Consider the following 16876-nt stretch of genomic DNA (forward strand, 5'->3'; position numbering starts at 1 on the left):
TGCGGCTCGTCGGTTGATTTTTCCCCATCCCGACTCGCTTGATCTCCATCAATCCGCCGCAGCCGATTCGGCGTAGAAAAAAGGACAGGTTTTCACTACGGAGTACGCAGCCATGTCCCAGCTACAGTGCGCGCATTCTCACGCCACCCCTGTCCGCGTCCCTGCCCAGGAGGAGCATTGGGTCGAAACCCTTGCGGACGGCAGCCACGTCCTAATCCGCCCGTTGCGTCCGGAAGATCGGGAGCGCGAAGCCGAGTTCATCCGCGACCTTTCCCCGCAAACACGCCACTTCCGCTTCCTGTGCGCGATCAAGGAAGTCAGCGACAGCCTGCTCGACCACCTGATGGAGGTCGATTACCGGCGCAAGATGGCCTACGTCGCATTAGTGCATCGGGCCGGCAAACCGGTCGAAGTCGGGATCAGTCGTTACGCCGCTTCCGATGACCCCACCCAGTGCGAGTGCGCGGTGACCATCGCCGACGCCTGGCAGGGCCTCGGCCTGGACGAGATCCTGATGCGCCATCTCATCGACACCGCTCGCGATAATGGTTTCAAGCGGATGTTCTCGATCGATACCGTGGCGAATGTCCGTATGCAGCGTCTCTCCCGGGCACTGGGCTTCACTTGCAAACGCGACCTGCAAGATGCCTCGCAACTGATCCACAGCCTCGCGCTCTGAGCGATGGTTTTCACGCCTTTCGGGATAGCCGGAACGTCATGCCCGGCGAAACAGGTGCTGGCCAAATTGAAAAAGGCAGGGTAGTTTACGCGCCGGGTGTCTGGCAGCGCATATGCGCCAGACAGGTTTCATGTGTTGGTCGGGCCGCCGCACAAGCTGCTGAGTATCAAGACCATGAACCAAGCCCCTTCCCGAAAGGCGCTGCCGGCTGTGCAGCGCATTGCCGACAAGGCATTCTCCGCGTTCGAAAAATTCATTCACATCGAAGCCGTCAGCGGCATTGTCCTGCTGATCGCCGCCGCGGCTGCGTTGATCTGGGCCAACTCCCCTTACGCCAGCAGTTACGAGCACCTGTGGCACATGCCGCTGTCGTTCGGCATCGGTGATTTCGTCATCTCGAATTCACTGCACTTCTGGATCAACGATGCGTTGATGACGGTGTTCTTCCTCGTCGTGGGCATGGAAATCCGCCGGGAGATCCATGAAGGCGCACTGGCCAACGTCAAGCTTGCCACCCTGCCCATAGTGGCCGCGTTCGGTGGCGTCCTCGTACCCGCCCTGCTCTACCTCACACTCAACAGCACCGATGGCCTACGCCAGGGATGGGCCGTGCCGACCGCCACGGACATCGCCTTCGCAGTCGGCGTCCTGGCGCTGGTGGGCCGCTCGGTACCAGCGTCGGTGCGCGTCTTCCTGCTGGCGTTGGCGATCATCGACGACATCGTCGCCGTGGTGATCATCGCGCTGTTCTATTCCGGTGGCCTCGATCCGCTGGGCTTCGCCATCGCCGCTGCCGGTATCCTGCTGGTGCTCGGCCTGCAACGTATCGGCATCGGTTCGGCCTACGCGTACCTGCTGCCCGGCGCGCTGCTCTGGTTCGGTCTGCTGAAGACCGGCGCCCACCCGACGCTGGCAGGTGTGGTGCTGGGCCTGATGACGCCGGTACGCCCGGTGAAGGTCATGGACCCGCCTTTGCAGCTGGCCTCGCGCGCCATCAATGACTACGCCGAGCGCGAGCAGGCGGCCAACGGTGCCTCTGAGCTGATCGAACCGATCAAGCAACTTCGCCACGCGCAACGCGAACTCCTGCCGCCGGTAATGCGCGTGCAGATGGCCCTGCATCCCTGGGTTGCTTTCCTGATCATGCCGCTGTTCGCACTCGCCAACGCCGGAGTGAGCCTCGCGGGTGTCGACCTTGACCAGGGCGGATCGCTGGCAGTGCTTTCGGGCGTGGCGCTGGCCCTGGTGCTGGGCAAGCCCCTGGGGGTTCTGTGCAGCAGCTGGCTGATGGTGCGCATGGGCTGGTGCACCTTGCCACCGGGCATGACCTGGGCGTGGATGGGGCTGATCGGCTGCCTGGCCGGCATCGGCTTCACCATGTCTATCTTCATCGCCAACCTCGCCTTCAACCAGCCAGACCTGCTGGGCGCCGCCAAGCTGGGCGTGCTGATGGCTTCGGTCGTCGCCGGGGTGAGCGGGCTCATCTACGGCCGCGTGCTGGTGAAACGCTCCCAGCGGAGCTGACTGCACTGAATCAGCGCTGGCCGCCAAACCGATTGGCGGCCGGTGCCTTGGCCGCAGTATCCACCTGCCTGAGCTACCCTGCGTAGTTGCCATCATTGCTTCGCGTGCACGGGGCCAGGCCCCTCCTCCTTCGCGCTGCGGTTGCGGACCGCGATGACGGTACAGCGAACCATCATCCTGCCGCCCAACGCCCCGAGGGAGCGACGCCATGCCGAACGTTCTGTCCGCCAGCCAGGTACCCAACCAGTTCATCGAATGCAGTGGCCGTCGCCTGGCCTACCGCGTGATAGGCGATGGCATGCCCATGGTGCTGTGCCTGCGTTTCCGCGGGGTCATGGATTCCTGGGACCCGGCCTTCATCGATGATCTCGCAGCACAGGGCTTCAAGGTGCATGTGTTCGACTACAGCGGCCTGGGCCTGTCTGGCGGTACACCGACCTACGACCCGGCATCGCTGGCACGCGACACGCTCGAACTGATCACCACATTAGGGCTGGGCAAGGTCGTACTCGGCGGCTGGTCACTCGGCGGCATCGCCGCACAGGTCGCCATGCTGCAAGCGCCGCAGCTGGTCAGCCACCTTGTGCTGCTCGGCACCACGCCGCCCGGTCAACTGGTGAAGACCGGCGAAGCCCTGTTCTACGAACTGGCGCGTCGCGAGAACGACTTCGAGGATTTCGTGCACCTGTTCTTCGAACCGACTTCGCCCACCAGCCGCGAAGCCGCGCTGCGTTCTGCCGAGCGCATCGCTGCCCGTCAGGAAGGCCGCTGCCCTGAAGTTCCCCACGAATGGGCTGGGCAGCAGCTGGGGGACGGTCCGCGCAATCCGATGTTCCCGCTGCAGCCTGCACTGGATGCACTGCGCAACACCCATACGCCCGTGCTCCATCTCGGCGGCGACCATGACATCGTGTTCCCGGTGGAGAACTGGTATGCACTGAGCCGCAGCCTGCCAACCTTGCATCTGGTCACCCTGCCCAGCACAGGCCACGGGCCGCACCTGCAGTACCCGAGGGCCAGCGCCAGGCACATCGCTGCCTTCGTTTACGACTGAACGGCGATATTGACGGCACGTCAGGAATGGCTGTGTAGCTTCAGCGCCCGTAGGAGCTGGCTTGCCAGCGAATGACCCCGTTTCGCTAGCAAGCTAGCTCCTACAAGGCTCAGGAATCCGCGTCGAGGTCGAGCGGGACTTCCAGTCCCACCTTCACATTGCTCATGGATACCAGCGTTCGGAAGCGCCTGACGTTGTTGCTCTCGAAAAAGAGCTGCCGCGTCAGGTCGGTGTATTGCTCCATGCTCTTCACCGCGAGCACCAGCACGAAGTCGAACTCGCCCGCCACGTAGTAGCACTGCTGCACCTGCGGGCAGGCAAGGAAGCTGCGTTTCATCGCGTCCAGCAGGTCCAGCCGTTCGCTTTCGACCTCCACCTCCGCAATCACGGTCAACTGATGGCCCAGTTGCTGCGGGTCCACCAGGGCGACCGTCCGGCGAATCACGCCGTCCTCGTTGAGGCGTTTGAGCCGGCGGTTGACGGCCGCTGCCGAGAGGTTGACGCGCTCTCCCAGTTCCGCCTGCGAGAGGCCGGCGTCCTGCTGGACTTCCTTGAGCAGCTTGAGATCGAAACTATCCAGAGTCATGGGCAGGGCTCGATTGAAAACTGATCGAATCGGAGGATTGCTGCAATAGAAATGCGCTAATGGCCCGCATTCAGAGAAAAGAGTACGCAGCGGAGCAATATTATTACGCCATTGCCTGATTTGCTTTTCCGGAGCCGGCCCGATGAGACCTCTTCCCGAACTACGCCCCTTGCAGCTCGACGCTGAAACCTTGCTGACGCAGATCCGTGACCTGGGCGAGATCGGCATGGAGCCCGGCTGGGAGGGTCGCACGCGCATCGCGCTGACCGATGCCGACAAGTCCGGTCGTGACCGACTGCGCCAATGGATGGATGCGCTGGCCCTGGACGTGCGGGTAGACCGTATCGGCAACATTTTCGGCACCCTGCGTGCGGATGATGATCAGCAGGCGCCACTGATGATCGGCTCACACATCGACAGCGTCGCCGACGCCGGCGCGCTGGATGGCTGCTACGGCGTGCTCGCGGGGCTCGCTGTCGTGCGGGCGTTTCGCGAAGCCGGCACGTCACCTGCCCGCCCGATCACGGTTGCCGCCTTCACCAATGAGGAAGGCGTGCGTTACCAGCCGGACATGATGGGCTCGCTGGTGCACGCGGGCGGACTGGACATCGATGCTGCCCTGAATACCCTGGGCACCGACGGCACCCGCCTGGGCGATGAACTGGCCCGTATCGGCTACGCCGGTGATCTCGAACCCGGCACGCTGATACCACACGAATACCTGGAGCTGCACATAGAACAGGGGCCGATCCTGGAAGCCGAAGGCATCCAGATCGGGGTGGTCGAAAACCTGCAGGGCATTTCCTGGCAGCAGGTCACCATCACGGGCAGCGCCAACCATGCCGGCACGACACCCATGCACCTGCGCCGGGACGCAGGCTGGGTAGCCAGCTCCGTTGTCAGCGCGCTACGCGAAATTGCAGTCGACGGGACGCTGGCAACGGTCGGCTGCATGCGCTTCGAACCGAATCTGATCAACGTCATTCCGCGCAGGGCGACGTTCACCGTGGATCTGCGTCACCCCGATGAAGGCCGGTTGCAAGTGGCCGAACAGAACCTGGCCGCCTTGCTGGCGCGCCTGGCTGGTGAGGAAGGTGTCGAGGTCCATAGCGAGCAATTGGTGCGGTTCGAGCCCGTGACCTTCAATCCGGCGCTGGCTGCCGCCATCGAAGCCTCGGCTGGACGCCTTGGATTCAGCCACAGGCGCATGACCTCCGGCGCCGGCCATGATGCGCAGATGATCGCGCGCATCGCGCCGGCGGCGATGATCTTCGTGCCCAGCCACGGCGGTATCAGCCACAACCCGCGTGAGCACACCCCTGACGACCTGCTGCTGGCCGGCGCCCAGGTGCTGCTCGATGTGGTGCAACAGCGGCTCGCCCAATCCTGACCGCCCTTCCCCGCCTTCCTTTCCGGAGTTCACGATGCTGACCGCCAACGCCAATGCGATTCGCCGCCCCTATCCAGACGACTTGCGCGCCATCATGAGTGTCGCCCAGGCCGCCGAGAGCCGCGCCTGGCTGTCCAGCTGGAGCCGCTTCGAATGCGCGATCACGCCGCTGTGGCAATTGCCTGACCTTGCCGATGACCTGGGCGTCGGCCAGGTGTTGCTCAAGGAGGAGGCCGTGCGCTCGGCGCTGGGCAGCTTCAAGGTGCTGGGCGCGCCCATTGCGCTCGTGCGCCTCATCCTTCGGCGTTTCCCCGAGTTGGGCTTGGAGCCCCGCGCCTTGCTCGCAGGCGCGCATGCAGCGGCTCTGGCCGATTTCACGGTGATCAGCGCCACCGACGGGAACCATGGCCGGGCCCTCGCGGCCGCGGCGCAAAGCGTCGGTTGCCAGTGCGTGATCGTCCTCCACGCCCACGTCAGCCGCGAACGCGAGCAGGCCATCGCGGCGTACGGCGCACGCATCATCCGCATTGACGGCAACTACGACGACTCGGTGCACGAAGCCGCCAGGCTCGCAGAGGCAAACGGCTGGACCGTGGTGTCCGACACCTCCTACGAGGGCTACACCGAAATTCCCCGTGACGTGATGCAGGGCTACGGAATCATTGCCGCGGAGGCACTGGAAGCGCTGGAGCCGACAACCACCGAATGCCCTTTCAGCCACATCTTCCTGCAGGGCGGCGTTGGCGGTCTGGCGGCTGGTATTGCCAGCTACCTCTGGGAACGTTACGGCGCCGAGCGGCCCACCATGATCGTCGTCGAACCGAGACAGGCCGACTGCCTCTATCAGAGCGCCCTGGCCGGATTGGCGACCCGGGCCAGCGGCACCGTGGACTCGGTCATGGCCGGCCTGGCGTGCGGCGAAACCTCACCCTTGGCCTGGCAGTTCCTGGAAGGCTGCATCGACCATTTCATGACAGTCGAAGACGCCGAGGCGGTGGTTGCGATGCGCCTGCTGGCCAAGGGCAGCGGAAGGGACCTGCCGCTGGTGGCTGGCGAGTCCGCAGTGGCGGGGCTTGCCGGGCTCAGGCAACTGATGGGCACGCCCCAGGCCGCTGAACTCGGGCTCGACCGCCACTCACGCGTCCTGCTGATCAGCACTGAAGGGGCCACCGCACCAGCGCTCTATGCCGAACTGGTGGACGAGCCCGCGAGCGCGGTTCTGGCACGTCAGGAGGACTGGTTGCGGGCTCGGTGACGCCTAACCTCAATTGCGCCGGGCGTTGCGTTCGACCATCGCCACGATGGTTGCACGGAGTTCGTCCCGCGCCTCCTCCGGCGTGATCTCTCCGGTGACAGCGGCATGGGACAGCGCCTCCGCTGCACCCAACATGACGCGCAGCCCGGCCGGGGCTAGGCCGTCCTTCCCCGCGAAGGGCGCCAGCGCAGTCCGACATTTCGCCAGGAATGCAGACTCGTACTCGCACTTGATGGACTTCAGTTCGGGCGAAGCATCCAGGGACGCAATCACGCCCGGTATCTCCCGCCCCTGCGACAACACGCACTGGACATAGGACGAGGCGATCACCCCTGCCCTGCCCTCCAGGGTCGGCTCGCTGGCTTCCAGGGCGGCATCCATCAATACGGTCTGGCGGGTGTCGAAGTCCACGTACAGCGCTGCAAGCAACCCCGCGCGGGTCTTGAAATGGTCATAGACCACGGGCTTGGTAACACCCGCCTGCTCGGCCAACCGGCCCAGCGACAGCGCATCGGTGCCCTCCTCGCGGACCATCTGCCAAGCGACATCCAGCAACTGCCGTTGCCGCTCTTCCCGGGATAACCGACGGCGCGGGCCCGCCTCTTCATCGAGTGTTGACATGGCTAACCTACCAAACGTAAGTTACCAACCGTAACTTACTAAAAGTAACTTGGCGCACAGAATATCCGGCGCCAGGTCCAGCCGCAATCCAGTCACAGGAAGCCCTGCCATGCACGCCCTGATTGTCGTCGCCCATCATGATCCCCGCTCGCTCACCCACAGTCTGGCCGCACAGATTGCCGAAGGATTGAAGCTTTCCGGCCATGACGCGGAAATCGCCAACCTTGCCGCAGAGGGCTTCGATCCGAGGTTCAGCTTCGCCGACCATGCCGTCCACCGCCACCAGGTGGCACCACCGGCCGACGTCGCCGCCGAGCAGGCACGGATCGACCGCGCCGATGCCCTGGTGCTCGCCTTCCCCGTCTACTGGTGGTCGATGCCTGGGATGCTCAAGGGCTGGATCGATCGGGTCTTCGCCAACGGCTGGGCCTTCGAGTACAGCCAGGAAGGTGGCCTCAGGAAGAAACTGCGTCACCTCAAGGTCCATCTGATCGGTGTGGCGGGTGTCGATGCAGGTACTTTCGAACGCCACGGCTATGACAGCGCCATCAAGACACAGATCGACCACGGCATCTTCGATTACTGCGGCGCGACGGTAGTGTCCTCTTCCTTGTACTTCGAGTCGGAATCCAGCGACGTCGAGCCTTACCTGGATGCGGCTCGCGCCATCGGTGTGGACATGTTCGAGGCCGTTGCGAAGCCCGCGGCAATCGAGGCGATCTGAACGGCTATGTCCGCGTTAGCTGTTGCCAGAGATCGACCGCCGGTCCAGGAGCCTTGTAGGAGCTAGCTTGCTAGCGAAACGGGGCCATTCGCTGGCAAGCCAGCTCCTACGGGCAATGCAGCTACTTGCAACACTTAATGCAGACACAGCCATCTGAACCGCCGGGCGCCCTAGGCGGCCGACGGCGATTTTTCTTCCAGGCATTCGGCCAGGATGGAAAGTTCGACTTCGGCTGCACTCAACTCGGCAGCTCCGGCGATTTCCCAACGATCCTTGAGCACCAGCAAATCTACATCCTGCTCAGCTCGCAGGCACCACTGGAAGTGGTCGTGCCAATCCCCCAGTGCGGACTGCACGGCCTTAAGCGCCGAGACTGCCTCCTGCCCAATGGACGATAGCCTCGGGTAGGTTTCGTGGGCGTAGCGCATGCGTTTGACCAGAAGGCGTAAGGCGTGGCGATCGAATGCCGGATCGGCCAGGGATTCGCGCAACTGTTGCAGTTGCCGTTGCAGGCGAATCCGCACGCGCTCGCGGAGATTGTCGAGTTCGCCATTTCGCTCTGCCTCACGCATCCGTGCAGGCCAGGCATCCAGCACCACCATAAGGCGCTGCAACGTAGCGCTGCGCTCGATGACCGCGTAGTGGGATTCCAGCAGGTGCCGGCGGCGCTCGGCCTGATCCATGAAGCCTTGCCGCTGCAATTCGACGACCAGCACTTCGAGATCACGCACCGGGGTCGTTAACCGGCCGACGTCCGCGGCGACCGCATCCAGCTCCTTCGGTATCGCCAGGCGACGCATCGGGCGCAGCAGGCTGCGCAGTTTTCGCAGATTGATCCGCAGGTCATGCAGCGCTTCTTCATCCGTGCGGCAAGCGAGTCGTGCATAAGCGTGGTGAAGTCCGACTTCCAGTCCCAGCACCTGGGCGATTACCGAATCGATGAATGACATCCTGACTACTCTTCGCGGCAAGGTGAGGGGAGCGTAGCTGGCAAACATGAGAATGGTGTTGCAGCGGGCCGATTCGCCCCCGACATGGACAGGATCATCGGGGTTATGGCAGCGTCCTGCCGACAATGCAGCCAGGAGAGCTCGACATGAGCGACAAGAAGGAAGCGATAGCGCGATTCATCCAGGAGGAATTTCCCCAGACCCGCGTCGTCGTCGACGCCGTATGGGGGCGCAGCGCGCGCGTGTCGCAGGAGGTCGATGAGTCCGACCTACGACCTGGCGGTACCGTTTCCGGCCCCACCCTGATGGCACTGGCCGACGTAGCCCTCTACGTTGCACTGCTGGGTGAGATCGGCATCGTTCCGCTGGCGGTCACCACCAGCCTCACCATCAACTTCCTGCGCAAGCCCGAAGCGAGCAAACGCATCATCGGCGAATGCCGACTGATGAAGGTCGGCAAGACCCTGGCGGTAGGCGAGGTCTCGCTCTTTTCGGAAGGGCTGGAGGAGCCGGTGGCCCATGTAGTCGGCACCTACTCCATTCCGCCGGCTTCGATGCGCTGAAGGAGCGGTTACAGCACTTCGCGGCACCGCAGCATGGCGTCGCGGAGCATGTAGTTGACCAAGGTGGTGGAGACGCCCAGCGCCTCGCCGATTTCCTTCTGCTTCATGCCGTGGATGCGGTACATCTCGAACGCTCGGCGGGTGCGCTCCGGCATCTGCGCCATGACCTCGGCGATGCGTTCGAGTATCTGCTGGTCCGACACCCGCTCTTCCGGTGTACCCGCGTCGCAGATGACGGTGGCGTCGACTTCCGTCTCCACGCAGATCAGCCGTTCCTCCAGCAGGCGCCGCCGGTAGTGATCGATGGAGAGATTGCGCACGATGCGGGCCAGATACGAGCCCTTGGACCGGATGGTGTCAGGCACGCCGGGACCATCCAGCTTCATGTAGGCGTCATGCACGATGTCTTCAGCCTGGCTGCGGCAGCCGGTGATCCGTGTAGCGACCCTGATCAATCGGTCTCGCTGCTCGAAGAATACTTCGAGCAATGGGGACCCGCCCCCGGCCGCTCCTAGCTTCTGCATGAGACACCTGAATGATTTGCGTTGAGTTTCGACGCCGCCGGCGAATTTATTCTGATTAAGAATTATTTTCAATAATCATTCACTGCTGCATAGTGGCGCCGCCCCGGTCTGTAATTGCCCTTCTGCGCAATTCAACGCTTCTAGTAAGCTTGCGAAAATTTTCACCTCTGATTCCGATGCCAGATAGCCCATCCCCCCACGAATCGCTGCGTGCAACAGCCGTAGACTGGTGCATCCGCCTGCATTCCGGCGAGTGCTCCGAGGCCGAGCTTCAGGCGTTCAAGCGCTGGCACGATGCCGATCCGGCACACGCGGCCGAGTACGCCAGGACGAGCAAGATCTGGCAGCTCAGCGTGAAGGTGCCACCGCTGCAGGAAGCACCGGCAATGGCACCTGCTCGGCGGCGTTCGCCGGTGCGGGTCATGGCGCGAGCAGCGGCAGTATTGCTGGTGCTCGGAGGCGCCTGGGCAGGCGGATGGTCGGTCGGCGTATTGCCCGGCAACGTTCGCTACTACATGGCCCAGGAAGACAGGCGGCAAATCAACCTGCCGGACCAGAGCCGCGTCGAGCTGAACCGCAGGACCAGCCTCTGGTACCTCGGCTACCGTGCACAGCGCAGCATCACGCTCACCGAAGGCGAGGCGTACTTCGATGTGCAGCGCGACGTTGGCAAACCCTTCCTGATCCGTACCGACAATGCCCAGGTCCGCGTCACCGGTACCCACTTCAATATCTGGACCGCCCCACAGCGGACGACCGTGACCGTGACTCAAGGCACCGTGATCGCCTCGCCGCTCGCATCTGACCAGGCTTCCGAGCTCACCGCCGGCTTGCAGGCAGTATTCGTCCCGGGCCAGCCGCACCAGCTCAAACGGGTCGACCCAGCCAGCGCCGCTGCCTGGCGTAACGGCAGGCTGGTGCTCGATGACGCCAGCCTTCGCGAGGCCCTGCCGCAGATCAACCGCTACCTGGACCTGCCGCTGACGCTGGCGGATGACGGCGCCGCTGAGCTGCGCATCGGTGGCAGCTACGACACTGCGGAACTCGAGCAACTGGTATCCGCCCTCCCCCATATCCTCCCCGTCCTGGTCCGCCGCTCCGGCGACACGCTGCTCCTTTCCCACCGCCCCGTCAGCGCCCGTTGATTTCCGCCTAGCCAATCGGCAACCCCCTGCGAACCTGGTTTTTGCACTTTCTTCGCAAATGCCATTGAAAAAAATTCGCACTCGTCCGTCGTTGAGGGAAAGCCCCCAAAAGCGCTTCGTCATCGTGGCCGACAGGCCGGTGGCTGGCGCCGCGCCGGAGTCTTTCTTCAATGCTTCCGCGCGACGACCAAGGCGCAGCGAACATCTGTCCAGCCCTACAAGAACCAGGAGCATCATGAACAATCACCCACTGGACCACGCCAGGCATTACCTGCACCGTTGCATCACCGGTGCAGCCGCCGGCCTCCTGCTCGCTGTGACATTGCCGGCGCAGGCCGAGCCGGTGCAGCTGAGCATTCCCGCGCAGCCCTTGTCTTCCGCCCTCGCCGCGCTGGGCAGCCAGGCGAACGTGCAGATCGTCTACAACCAGGACGTGGTCGCCGGGCTCAGGAGCAGCGGCGTGTCCGGGACGATGGAACCTGCGGAGGCGCTGCGCCAGTTGCTGCAGGGCACGTCCATCACCTATCAGGTCAACGGCAGCCACATCATGCTTACCGCTGCCAATGACGAAGGGGCTGCGTTCGCCCTGCCGACCACCAGCATCGTCGGCCAGGCGTACAGCTCGGTCAGTCCGGATGACGGCTACGTGGCCAAGCGCGCATCCGCCGGCACCAAGACCGATACGCCGATCATCGAAACGCCCTACTCGGTTTCCGTCGTCACCCGCGAGCAGATCGAAGCCCAGCAACCGAAGACCGTCGCCCAGGCGCTGCGCTATACACCGGGCGTCAATGCCGAGCTGGCGGGCCCGCAGTTCGTGACCGACCAACTGATGATCCGGGGCTTCCAGCAAGGCACGGGGCGCATGCTGCGTGACGGCACCCGCACCTTCCTCCCCGATTTTCTCGGTTGGGACGCCCCGGAGCCCTATGGCCTGGAACGCATCGAAGTTTTGCGCGGCGCCAGCTCGGTGCTTTATGGCGCCACCGATCCGGGCGGCCAGATCAACCTGGTGAGCAAACGCCCGACCACCGAGCCCCTGCGCGAAGTGCAATTGCAGGCCGGCAACCTCGATTACAAGCAAGGTGCATTCGACCTCGGCGACGCCCTGGATGAGGAAGGTGTCTGGAGCTATCGCCTGACCGGGCTGTTCCGCGAAGCCGATGCCCAGACCGACCACATCACCAACCGCCGCCAGTACTTGGCCCCGGCCATCAGCTACCGTCCCAGCGATGACACCGAGCTGACCTTCCTCGGCGAATACCAGAAGCAGACCGGCAACTTCGCCAACGCACTGCCCGCCTCCGGTACGGTGTTCCGTGATCCGCGCGGTCGCCTGGACCGCGATACCTACGTCGGCGACAGCGCCTTCGACTTCATGACCAACGAGAAAACCTCGGCGGGTTACGTCTTCGAGCACCGCTTCGACGAGATCTGGACCCTGCGCCAGAACGTCCGCTACAGCTATTACCGGCAATCCAGCGCCGAGCTCGCCCTGTTCGGTCCGGCAGGTGGCGGCCAGTACTCGCGCTTTGCCGACCAGCGCAAGGGCGATGGCCGCCTGTTCACCATGGACACGCAAGTGCAGGCCAATTTCTTCACCGGCGACCTGGACCACACCCTGCTGACCGGCGTCGACTACAACAATGGCAAGTTCGACCAGGAGCAGGCGCTCAGCTTCGTCGGGGAAACCTTCGACCCCTTCAACCCGGTGTATGGCCAGCCGTTGACCCTGTTCCCGGTTATCAACAACGACTACGAGCAGAAGCTGGCCCAGACCGGCGTCTACCTGCAGGACCAACTCAAGTTCGACAACTGGGTGTTCCTGCTGGGCGGTCGCTACGACTGGGCTACCGACCGGAACGATGGCCGCTCCCCACAAACCCAGAAGGACGAAAAATTCAGCGGTCGCGCCGGTATCGTCTACCTCTTCGAGAACGGCCTGGCCCCTTACCTGAGCTACAGCGAGTCCTTCCTCCCGGTGATGGGCTCCACCCTGAACAACTCGCAACTGGACCCGGAAACCGGCAAGCAGTACGAGCTGGGCCTGAAGTATGAGCCGCCGGGCGGAAGCAGCCTGTACACCATCGCCGTGTTCGACCTGACCAAGCAGAACGTCACCGAAACCGTGGGGCCTGACCGCATCCAGGAAGGCGAGGTGCGCTCCAAGGGCGTCGAGCTGGAAGCCAAGACGGAGATCACCCGTGGCTTCAACCTGATCGGCAGCTACACCTGGAACGACGTGGAAGTCACCGAGTCCGAAAGCGGCATCGAGGGCAACACCCCGTTCCGCGTACCGGAGCACATGGCGTCGATCTGGGGTGACTACGTGATCCAGGGCGGTGCGCTGGAGGGCCTGCGCATCGGCGCTGGCGCGCGCTACGTAGGCAGTACCTACGGCGACCGGGAGAACAGCTTCAAGGTGGACAGCTACAGCGTCGTGGACGCCCTGATCAGCTACCAGCTGGGCAAGGTGGATGCCTCCCTCGATGGCGTGGAAGTCTCGCTGAACGCCGCCAACCTGTTCGACGAAGAATACGTGGCCGGCTGCTTCAGCGCCGTCGGTTGCCAGTACGGGCAGCAGCGCACCGTCTACGGCACCGTCACCTACAACTGGTAATGCCGGCTCCGGCGACCAAGGCTTGCAGCCTGGCCGCCGGACAAAGCGATCCTCCATCCGGCACCCCATGGATGCTCAGGTGGCGCAGGCCCGGTACAATGCGCCCCCTGCATACGTGCCGGACCGTGATTGCCATGTCTTTGCCCAAGAACCAATTAGAACTGCTCAGCCCCGCCCGCGACGTCAATATCGCCCGCGAGGCCATTCTGCATGGCGCCGACGCCGTGTACATCGGCGGCCCAAGTTTCGGCGCCCGCCACAACGCCTGCAACGAAGTGGCGGATATCGCCAAACTGGTGGAATTCGCCCACCACTTCCATGTGCGCGTGTTCGTCACCATCAACACCATCCTCCACGACGACGAACTGGAACCGGCGCGCAAGCTGATCCACGAGCTGTACGACGCTGGCGTCGATGCGCTGATCGTGCAGGACATGGGCGTCCTCGAACTGGACATCCCGCCCATCGAGCTGCACGCCAGCACCCAGACCGACATCCGCACCGTGGAGCGCGCAAAGTTCCTCGACCAGGCCGGGTTCTCCCAACTGGTGCTCGCCCGCGAACTGGACCTCAAGCAGATCCGTGCCATCGCCAATGAAACCGATGCTGCCATCGAGTTCTTCATCCATGGTGCCCTCTGCGTCGCCTTCTCCGGGCAGTGCAACATCTCCCACGCCCAGACCGGTCGCAGCGCCAACCGGGGCGACTGCTCCCAGGCCTGTCGCCTGCCCTACACCCTCAAGGATGACCAGGGCCGCGTAGTGGCTTTCGAGAAGCACCTGCTGTCGATGAAAGACAACAACCAGAGCGCGAACCTGAGCGCCCTGGTGGACGCCGGCGTGCGCTCGTTCAAGATCGAAGGCCGCTACAAGGATGCGAGCTACGTCAAGAACATCACCGCGTACTACCGCCAGCGCCTGGACGGCATCCTCGCCGAGCGCCCCGACCTGGCCCGCGCCTCCAGCGGCCGCACGGATCACTTCTTCGTGCCGGACCCGGACAAGACCTTCCACCGTGGCAGCACCGACTATTTCGTCACCGAACGCAAGATCGACATCGGCGCCTTCGACACGCCGACCTTCACGGGCCTGCTGGTTGGGCAGGTGGAGAAAGTCGGCAAGCGCGACCTGATTGCCGTGACCCATGAGCCGCTGTCCAACGGTGACGGCCTCAACGTGCTGATCAAGCGCGAGGTTGTCGGCTTCCGTGCGAACATCGCCGAATTGAAAGGCGAGTTCGAGGAAGAAGGTGAAAAGCGCTGGCGCTACCGCGTCGAGCCCAACGAAATGCCCGCCGGCCTGTCGCGGCTACGCCCGAATCACCCGCTGTCCCGCAACCTGGACCACAACTGGCAACAGGCGCTGCTGAAGACTTCGGCGGAACGTCGAGTTGGCGTGAGCTGGAAAGCCAGCCTGCGCGAAGACGGCCTGGAGCTGACCGCCACCAGCGAGGAAGGCGTGAACGCCAGCGTGAGGCTGGACGGTCCGTTCGGGGCGGCGAACAAACCCGAACAGGCCCTGGAGCAACTGCATGACCTGCTGGGCCAGCTTGGCACCACCAGCTATCACGCTCAGAACATCGAATTGGATGCGCCGCAGGCGTATTTCATCCCCGCGTCCCAGCTCAAGGCCCTGCGCCGCGAAGCGATCGAAGCGCTGACCGCAGCCCGTGTAGCCGCTCACCCCCATGGCAGCCGCAAGGCCGTCAGCGTGCCGCCGCCGGTGTACCCGGAAGCCCACCTGTCGTTCCTCTTCAACGTCTACAACCAGAAGGCTCGGGACTTCTATCACCGTTACGGCGTGCAGTTGATCGATGCAGCCTACGAGGCGCACGAGGAAGCTGGCGAAGTCCCGGTGATGATCACCAAGCACTGCCTGCGGTTCTCCTTCAACCTGTGCCCGAAACAGGCCAAGGGCGTGACCGGCGTGCGCACCAAGGTGGCGCCGATGCAATTGGTCCACGGGGATGAAGTGCTGACCCTGAAGTTCGACTGCAAACCCTGCGAGATGCACGTGGTGGGCAAGATGAAGGGCCACATCCTCGACCTGCCGCAACCGGGCAGCGCGGCGAGCAATGTCGTGGGCCAGATCACCCCGGACGATCTGCTCAAGACCATCCGCCATCGCGGGCCGCACTGAGCCCAGGCGAGCAGCGCCCGCCCCCGCTAGTGGTCGCCAACCGGGGCACTCGCGCTGCAGTGCCCCTTCATCGGGACTGGCTCGCTGATTGCTCGGCGAGCCAGCCGATCAGACCCACTGATCGTTACGCTTGCGCCGCACTCGCAGGAAAGTCGGCAGGATCAGCCCGGCCAGCAGTCCCGCACCGGCGATGCTGCCGCCGTAGACCATGTAGCGCATCAGCACCTGCTTGTTCTCGTCGCCCAGTTGCGCCTGCGCATCACGCAGTTCGGAGCGCGCCTGGGTCAGTTCGGCATCCAGTGCCGAGCGCGCCGCCTGCAGCTCGTCGATCAGCTTCTTGCGTGCATCCAGCGTCTCCTGCATGCCCTGAACACGGGACTTCCACGAATCGTCGATACCGGCGAGCTGCGCACTGAGCTCCGTCACTTTCTGCTCGAGCTGCGGCAGGCGCTCGGCCTGGCCGGGCACTTCCTGCAGGTCACGGCTGGGAATCCACACACTGCTGCCGTTCTGGCCGCGAACCTGGCTGTAGTCGCCCTGGGTCGTGAGCAGCTCGACTTTCTGCCCGGAAGAGAGCGTACCCACGATGCGATATCCGTCGGTCGGGCCGCTACGAACGTAGGTCGTCAGGCTGTCGCTCACCCAGCGCACGTTGCCGGCGGGTTCCTCCGCGTGGACCGATCCCCCGGACATCAACAGGCCACCCAGCATGAGGGCGCCGAAGGCACGGGACTGGAGCGGGGAAACACGGGCGTGGAAACGACGGAACAGGGTCATGGGCAATCTTCACATGGCGATGGGGACAAAACCCGGCAAACGGGCATGAAAAAAGCCGGCCAGGCAAATTGCTCCAGAACGGTAAGCGATCAGGATGGAACGGAAGGCAGCGAGTCGCCCAGGTAGCGAAAAGCCATGCAATCCACCCAGTGGGCCGACAGCAGACAGACCGCGTACGTGTGGATTGAGTTCACTCGCGGCAAAAGTGCGGGATGGACGGTCTGCAATGGCACCAACCCAGTGGGAGCGAATTCATTCGCGAAGCGGACGGCAGGTCCGCCAATCGTTGGGCTTCGCGTAGCTCAGCCACAACCTACGGCCCCACT

15 protein-coding genes are annotated in these 16876 nt (G+C 63.8%); 10 read left to right on the top strand and 5 right to left on the bottom strand.

Going from position 1 to position 16876, the window contains the following annotated elements:
- Positions 1-112: 112 nt before the first annotated feature.
- The 3 genes from DM872_RS07140 to DM872_RS07150 all read left to right on the top strand — a co-directional run bounded on the left by DM872_RS07140 (position 113) and on the right by DM872_RS07150 (position 3257).
- Positions 113-679, top strand: coding sequence for a GNAT family N-acetyltransferase (locus DM872_RS07140; protein WP_179058803.1), 567 nt, complete (start codon positions 113-115; stop codon positions 677-679).
- Between the two features lie 174 nt (positions 680-853).
- A complete protein-coding gene (nhaA, locus tag DM872_RS07145; RefSeq protein ID WP_179058804.1) occupies positions 854-2203 on the top strand; it encodes a Na+/H+ antiporter NhaA in 1350 nt (449 codons plus the stop codon).
- 208 nt (positions 2204-2411) lie between these two features.
- A complete protein-coding gene (locus tag DM872_RS07150; RefSeq protein ID WP_179058805.1) occupies positions 2412-3257 on the top strand; it encodes an alpha/beta fold hydrolase in 846 nt (281 codons plus the stop codon).
- 109 nt (positions 3258-3366) lie between these two features.
- Here the strand turns inward: DM872_RS07150 and DM872_RS07155 are convergent, their stop codons facing one another.
- Positions 3367-3843 carry an Lrp/AsnC family transcriptional regulator gene (locus DM872_RS07155; protein ID WP_179058806.1) on the bottom strand — a complete coding sequence of 159 codons (477 nt, stop codon included), beginning with the start codon at positions 3841-3843 and terminating at the stop codon, positions 3367-3369.
- Positions 3844-3985: 142 nt separating this feature from the next.
- On the opposite strand from DM872_RS07155, the gene DM872_RS07160 reads away from it, so the two are divergent.
- Both DM872_RS07160 and DM872_RS07165 read left to right on the top strand, forming a co-directional pair.
- Complete coding sequence (locus tag DM872_RS07160; protein ID WP_179058807.1) at positions 3986-5233, top strand: Zn-dependent hydrolase; 1248 nt, start codon at positions 3986-3988, stop codon at positions 5231-5233.
- Positions 5234-5267: 34 nt separating this feature from the next.
- Entirely contained in the window at positions 5268-6488 is a 1221-nt protein-coding gene (locus tag DM872_RS07165; protein WP_179058808.1) for a diaminopropionate ammonia-lyase, read from the top strand.
- A 9-nt stretch (positions 6489-6497) separates the two neighbouring features.
- Here the strand turns inward: DM872_RS07165 and DM872_RS07170 are convergent, their stop codons facing one another.
- Entirely contained in the window at positions 6498-7109 is a 612-nt protein-coding gene (locus DM872_RS07170) for a TetR/AcrR family transcriptional regulator (protein ID WP_179058809.1), read from the bottom strand.
- Between the two features lie 109 nt (positions 7110-7218).
- On the opposite strand from DM872_RS07170, the gene DM872_RS07175 reads away from it, so the two are divergent.
- Entirely contained in the window at positions 7219-7833 is a 615-nt protein-coding gene (locus DM872_RS07175) for an NAD(P)H-dependent oxidoreductase (protein WP_179058810.1), read from the top strand.
- Positions 7834-8003: 170 nt separating this feature from the next.
- Here the strand turns inward: DM872_RS07175 and DM872_RS07180 are convergent, their stop codons facing one another.
- On the bottom strand, positions 8004-8783 hold the full coding sequence (locus DM872_RS07180) for a CHAD domain-containing protein (RefSeq protein ID WP_179058811.1): 780 nt from the start codon (positions 8781-8783) through the stop codon (positions 8004-8006).
- 146 nt (positions 8784-8929) lie between these two features.
- Here DM872_RS07180 and DM872_RS07185 point away from each other — a divergent pair, with 146 nt between their 5' ends.
- Entirely contained in the window at positions 8930-9346 is a 417-nt protein-coding gene (locus DM872_RS07185; RefSeq protein ID WP_179058812.1) for a PaaI family thioesterase, read from the top strand.
- A gap of 8 nt (positions 9347-9354) precedes the next feature.
- Here DM872_RS07185 and DM872_RS07190 read toward each other — a convergent pair whose 3' ends face one another.
- The gene (locus DM872_RS07190) at positions 9355-9801 is read right to left on the bottom strand and encodes a sigma-70 family RNA polymerase sigma factor (RefSeq protein WP_256873308.1); all 447 of its coding nucleotides are present in this window, start codon (positions 9799-9801) and stop codon (positions 9355-9357) included.
- A gap of 245 nt (positions 9802-10046) precedes the next feature.
- Here DM872_RS07190 and DM872_RS07195 point away from each other — a divergent pair, with 245 nt between their 5' ends.
- The 3 genes from DM872_RS07195 (at position 10047) to DM872_RS07205 (ending at position 15773) form a co-directional block, all read left to right on the top strand.
- Positions 10047-11015 (top strand): FecR family protein, encoded by a 969-nt coding sequence (locus tag DM872_RS07195; protein WP_179058814.1) that lies wholly within the window; start codon positions 10047-10049, stop codon positions 11013-11015.
- A gap of 235 nt (positions 11016-11250) precedes the next feature.
- A complete protein-coding gene (locus tag DM872_RS07200; RefSeq protein ID WP_179058815.1) occupies positions 11251-13635 on the top strand; it encodes a TonB-dependent siderophore receptor in 2385 nt (794 codons plus the stop codon).
- 134 nt (positions 13636-13769) lie between these two features.
- The gene (locus DM872_RS07205; protein WP_179058816.1) at positions 13770-15773 is read left to right on the top strand and encodes a peptidase U32 family protein; all 2004 of its coding nucleotides are present in this window, start codon (positions 13770-13772) and stop codon (positions 15771-15773) included.
- Between the two features lie 108 nt (positions 15774-15881).
- Here DM872_RS07205 and DM872_RS07210 read toward each other — a convergent pair whose 3' ends face one another.
- Positions 15882-16550 (bottom strand): TIGR04211 family SH3 domain-containing protein, encoded by a 669-nt coding sequence (locus DM872_RS07210; protein WP_179058817.1) that lies wholly within the window; start codon positions 16548-16550, stop codon positions 15882-15884.
- Between the last annotated feature and the right edge of the window lie 326 nt (positions 16551-16876).

The sequence above is a fragment of the Pseudomonas taiwanensis genome, from assembly GCF_013393345.1.
GTDB lineage: Bacteria > Pseudomonadota > Gammaproteobacteria > Pseudomonadales > Pseudomonadaceae > Metapseudomonas > Metapseudomonas resinovorans_C.

Coding starts and splice junctions, on each gene's coding strand:
- DM872_RS07175 (WP_179058810.1), top strand. CDS start 7,219: ATGCACGCCCTGATTGTCGTCGCCCATCATGATCCCCGCTCGCTCACC.
- DM872_RS07170 (WP_179058809.1), bottom strand. CDS start 7,109: ATGTCAACACTCGATGAAGAGGCGGGCCCGCGCCGTCGGTTATCCCGG.
- DM872_RS07155 (WP_179058806.1), bottom strand. CDS start 3,843: ATGACTCTGGATAGTTTCGATCTCAAGCTGCTCAAGGAAGTCCAGCAG.
- DM872_RS07180 (WP_179058811.1), bottom strand. CDS start 8,783: ATGTCATTCATCGATTCGGTAATCGCCCAGGTGCTGGGACTGGAAGTC.
- DM872_RS07200 (WP_179058815.1), top strand. CDS start 11,251: ATGAACAATCACCCACTGGACCACGCCAGGCATTACCTGCACCGTTGC.
- DM872_RS07150 (WP_179058805.1), top strand. CDS start 2,412: ATGCCGAACGTTCTGTCCGCCAGCCAGGTACCCAACCAGTTCATCGAA.
- DM872_RS07185 (WP_179058812.1), top strand. CDS start 8,930: ATGAGCGACAAGAAGGAAGCGATAGCGCGATTCATCCAGGAGGAATTT.
- DM872_RS07195 (WP_179058814.1), top strand. CDS start 10,047: ATGCCAGATAGCCCATCCCCCCACGAATCGCTGCGTGCAACAGCCGTA.
- DM872_RS07205 (WP_179058816.1), top strand. CDS start 13,770: ATGTCTTTGCCCAAGAACCAATTAGAACTGCTCAGCCCCGCCCGCGAC.
- DM872_RS07160 (WP_179058807.1), top strand. CDS start 3,986: ATGAGACCTCTTCCCGAACTACGCCCCTTGCAGCTCGACGCTGAAACC.
- DM872_RS07165 (WP_179058808.1), top strand. CDS start 5,268: ATGCTGACCGCCAACGCCAATGCGATTCGCCGCCCCTATCCAGACGAC.
- nhaA (WP_179058804.1), top strand. CDS start 854: ATGAACCAAGCCCCTTCCCGAAAGGCGCTGCCGGCTGTGCAGCGCATT.
- DM872_RS07210 (WP_179058817.1), bottom strand. CDS start 16,550: ATGACCCTGTTCCGTCGTTTCCACGCCCGTGTTTCCCCGCTCCAGTCC.
- DM872_RS07140 (WP_179058803.1), top strand. CDS start 113: ATGTCCCAGCTACAGTGCGCGCATTCTCACGCCACCCCTGTCCGCGTC.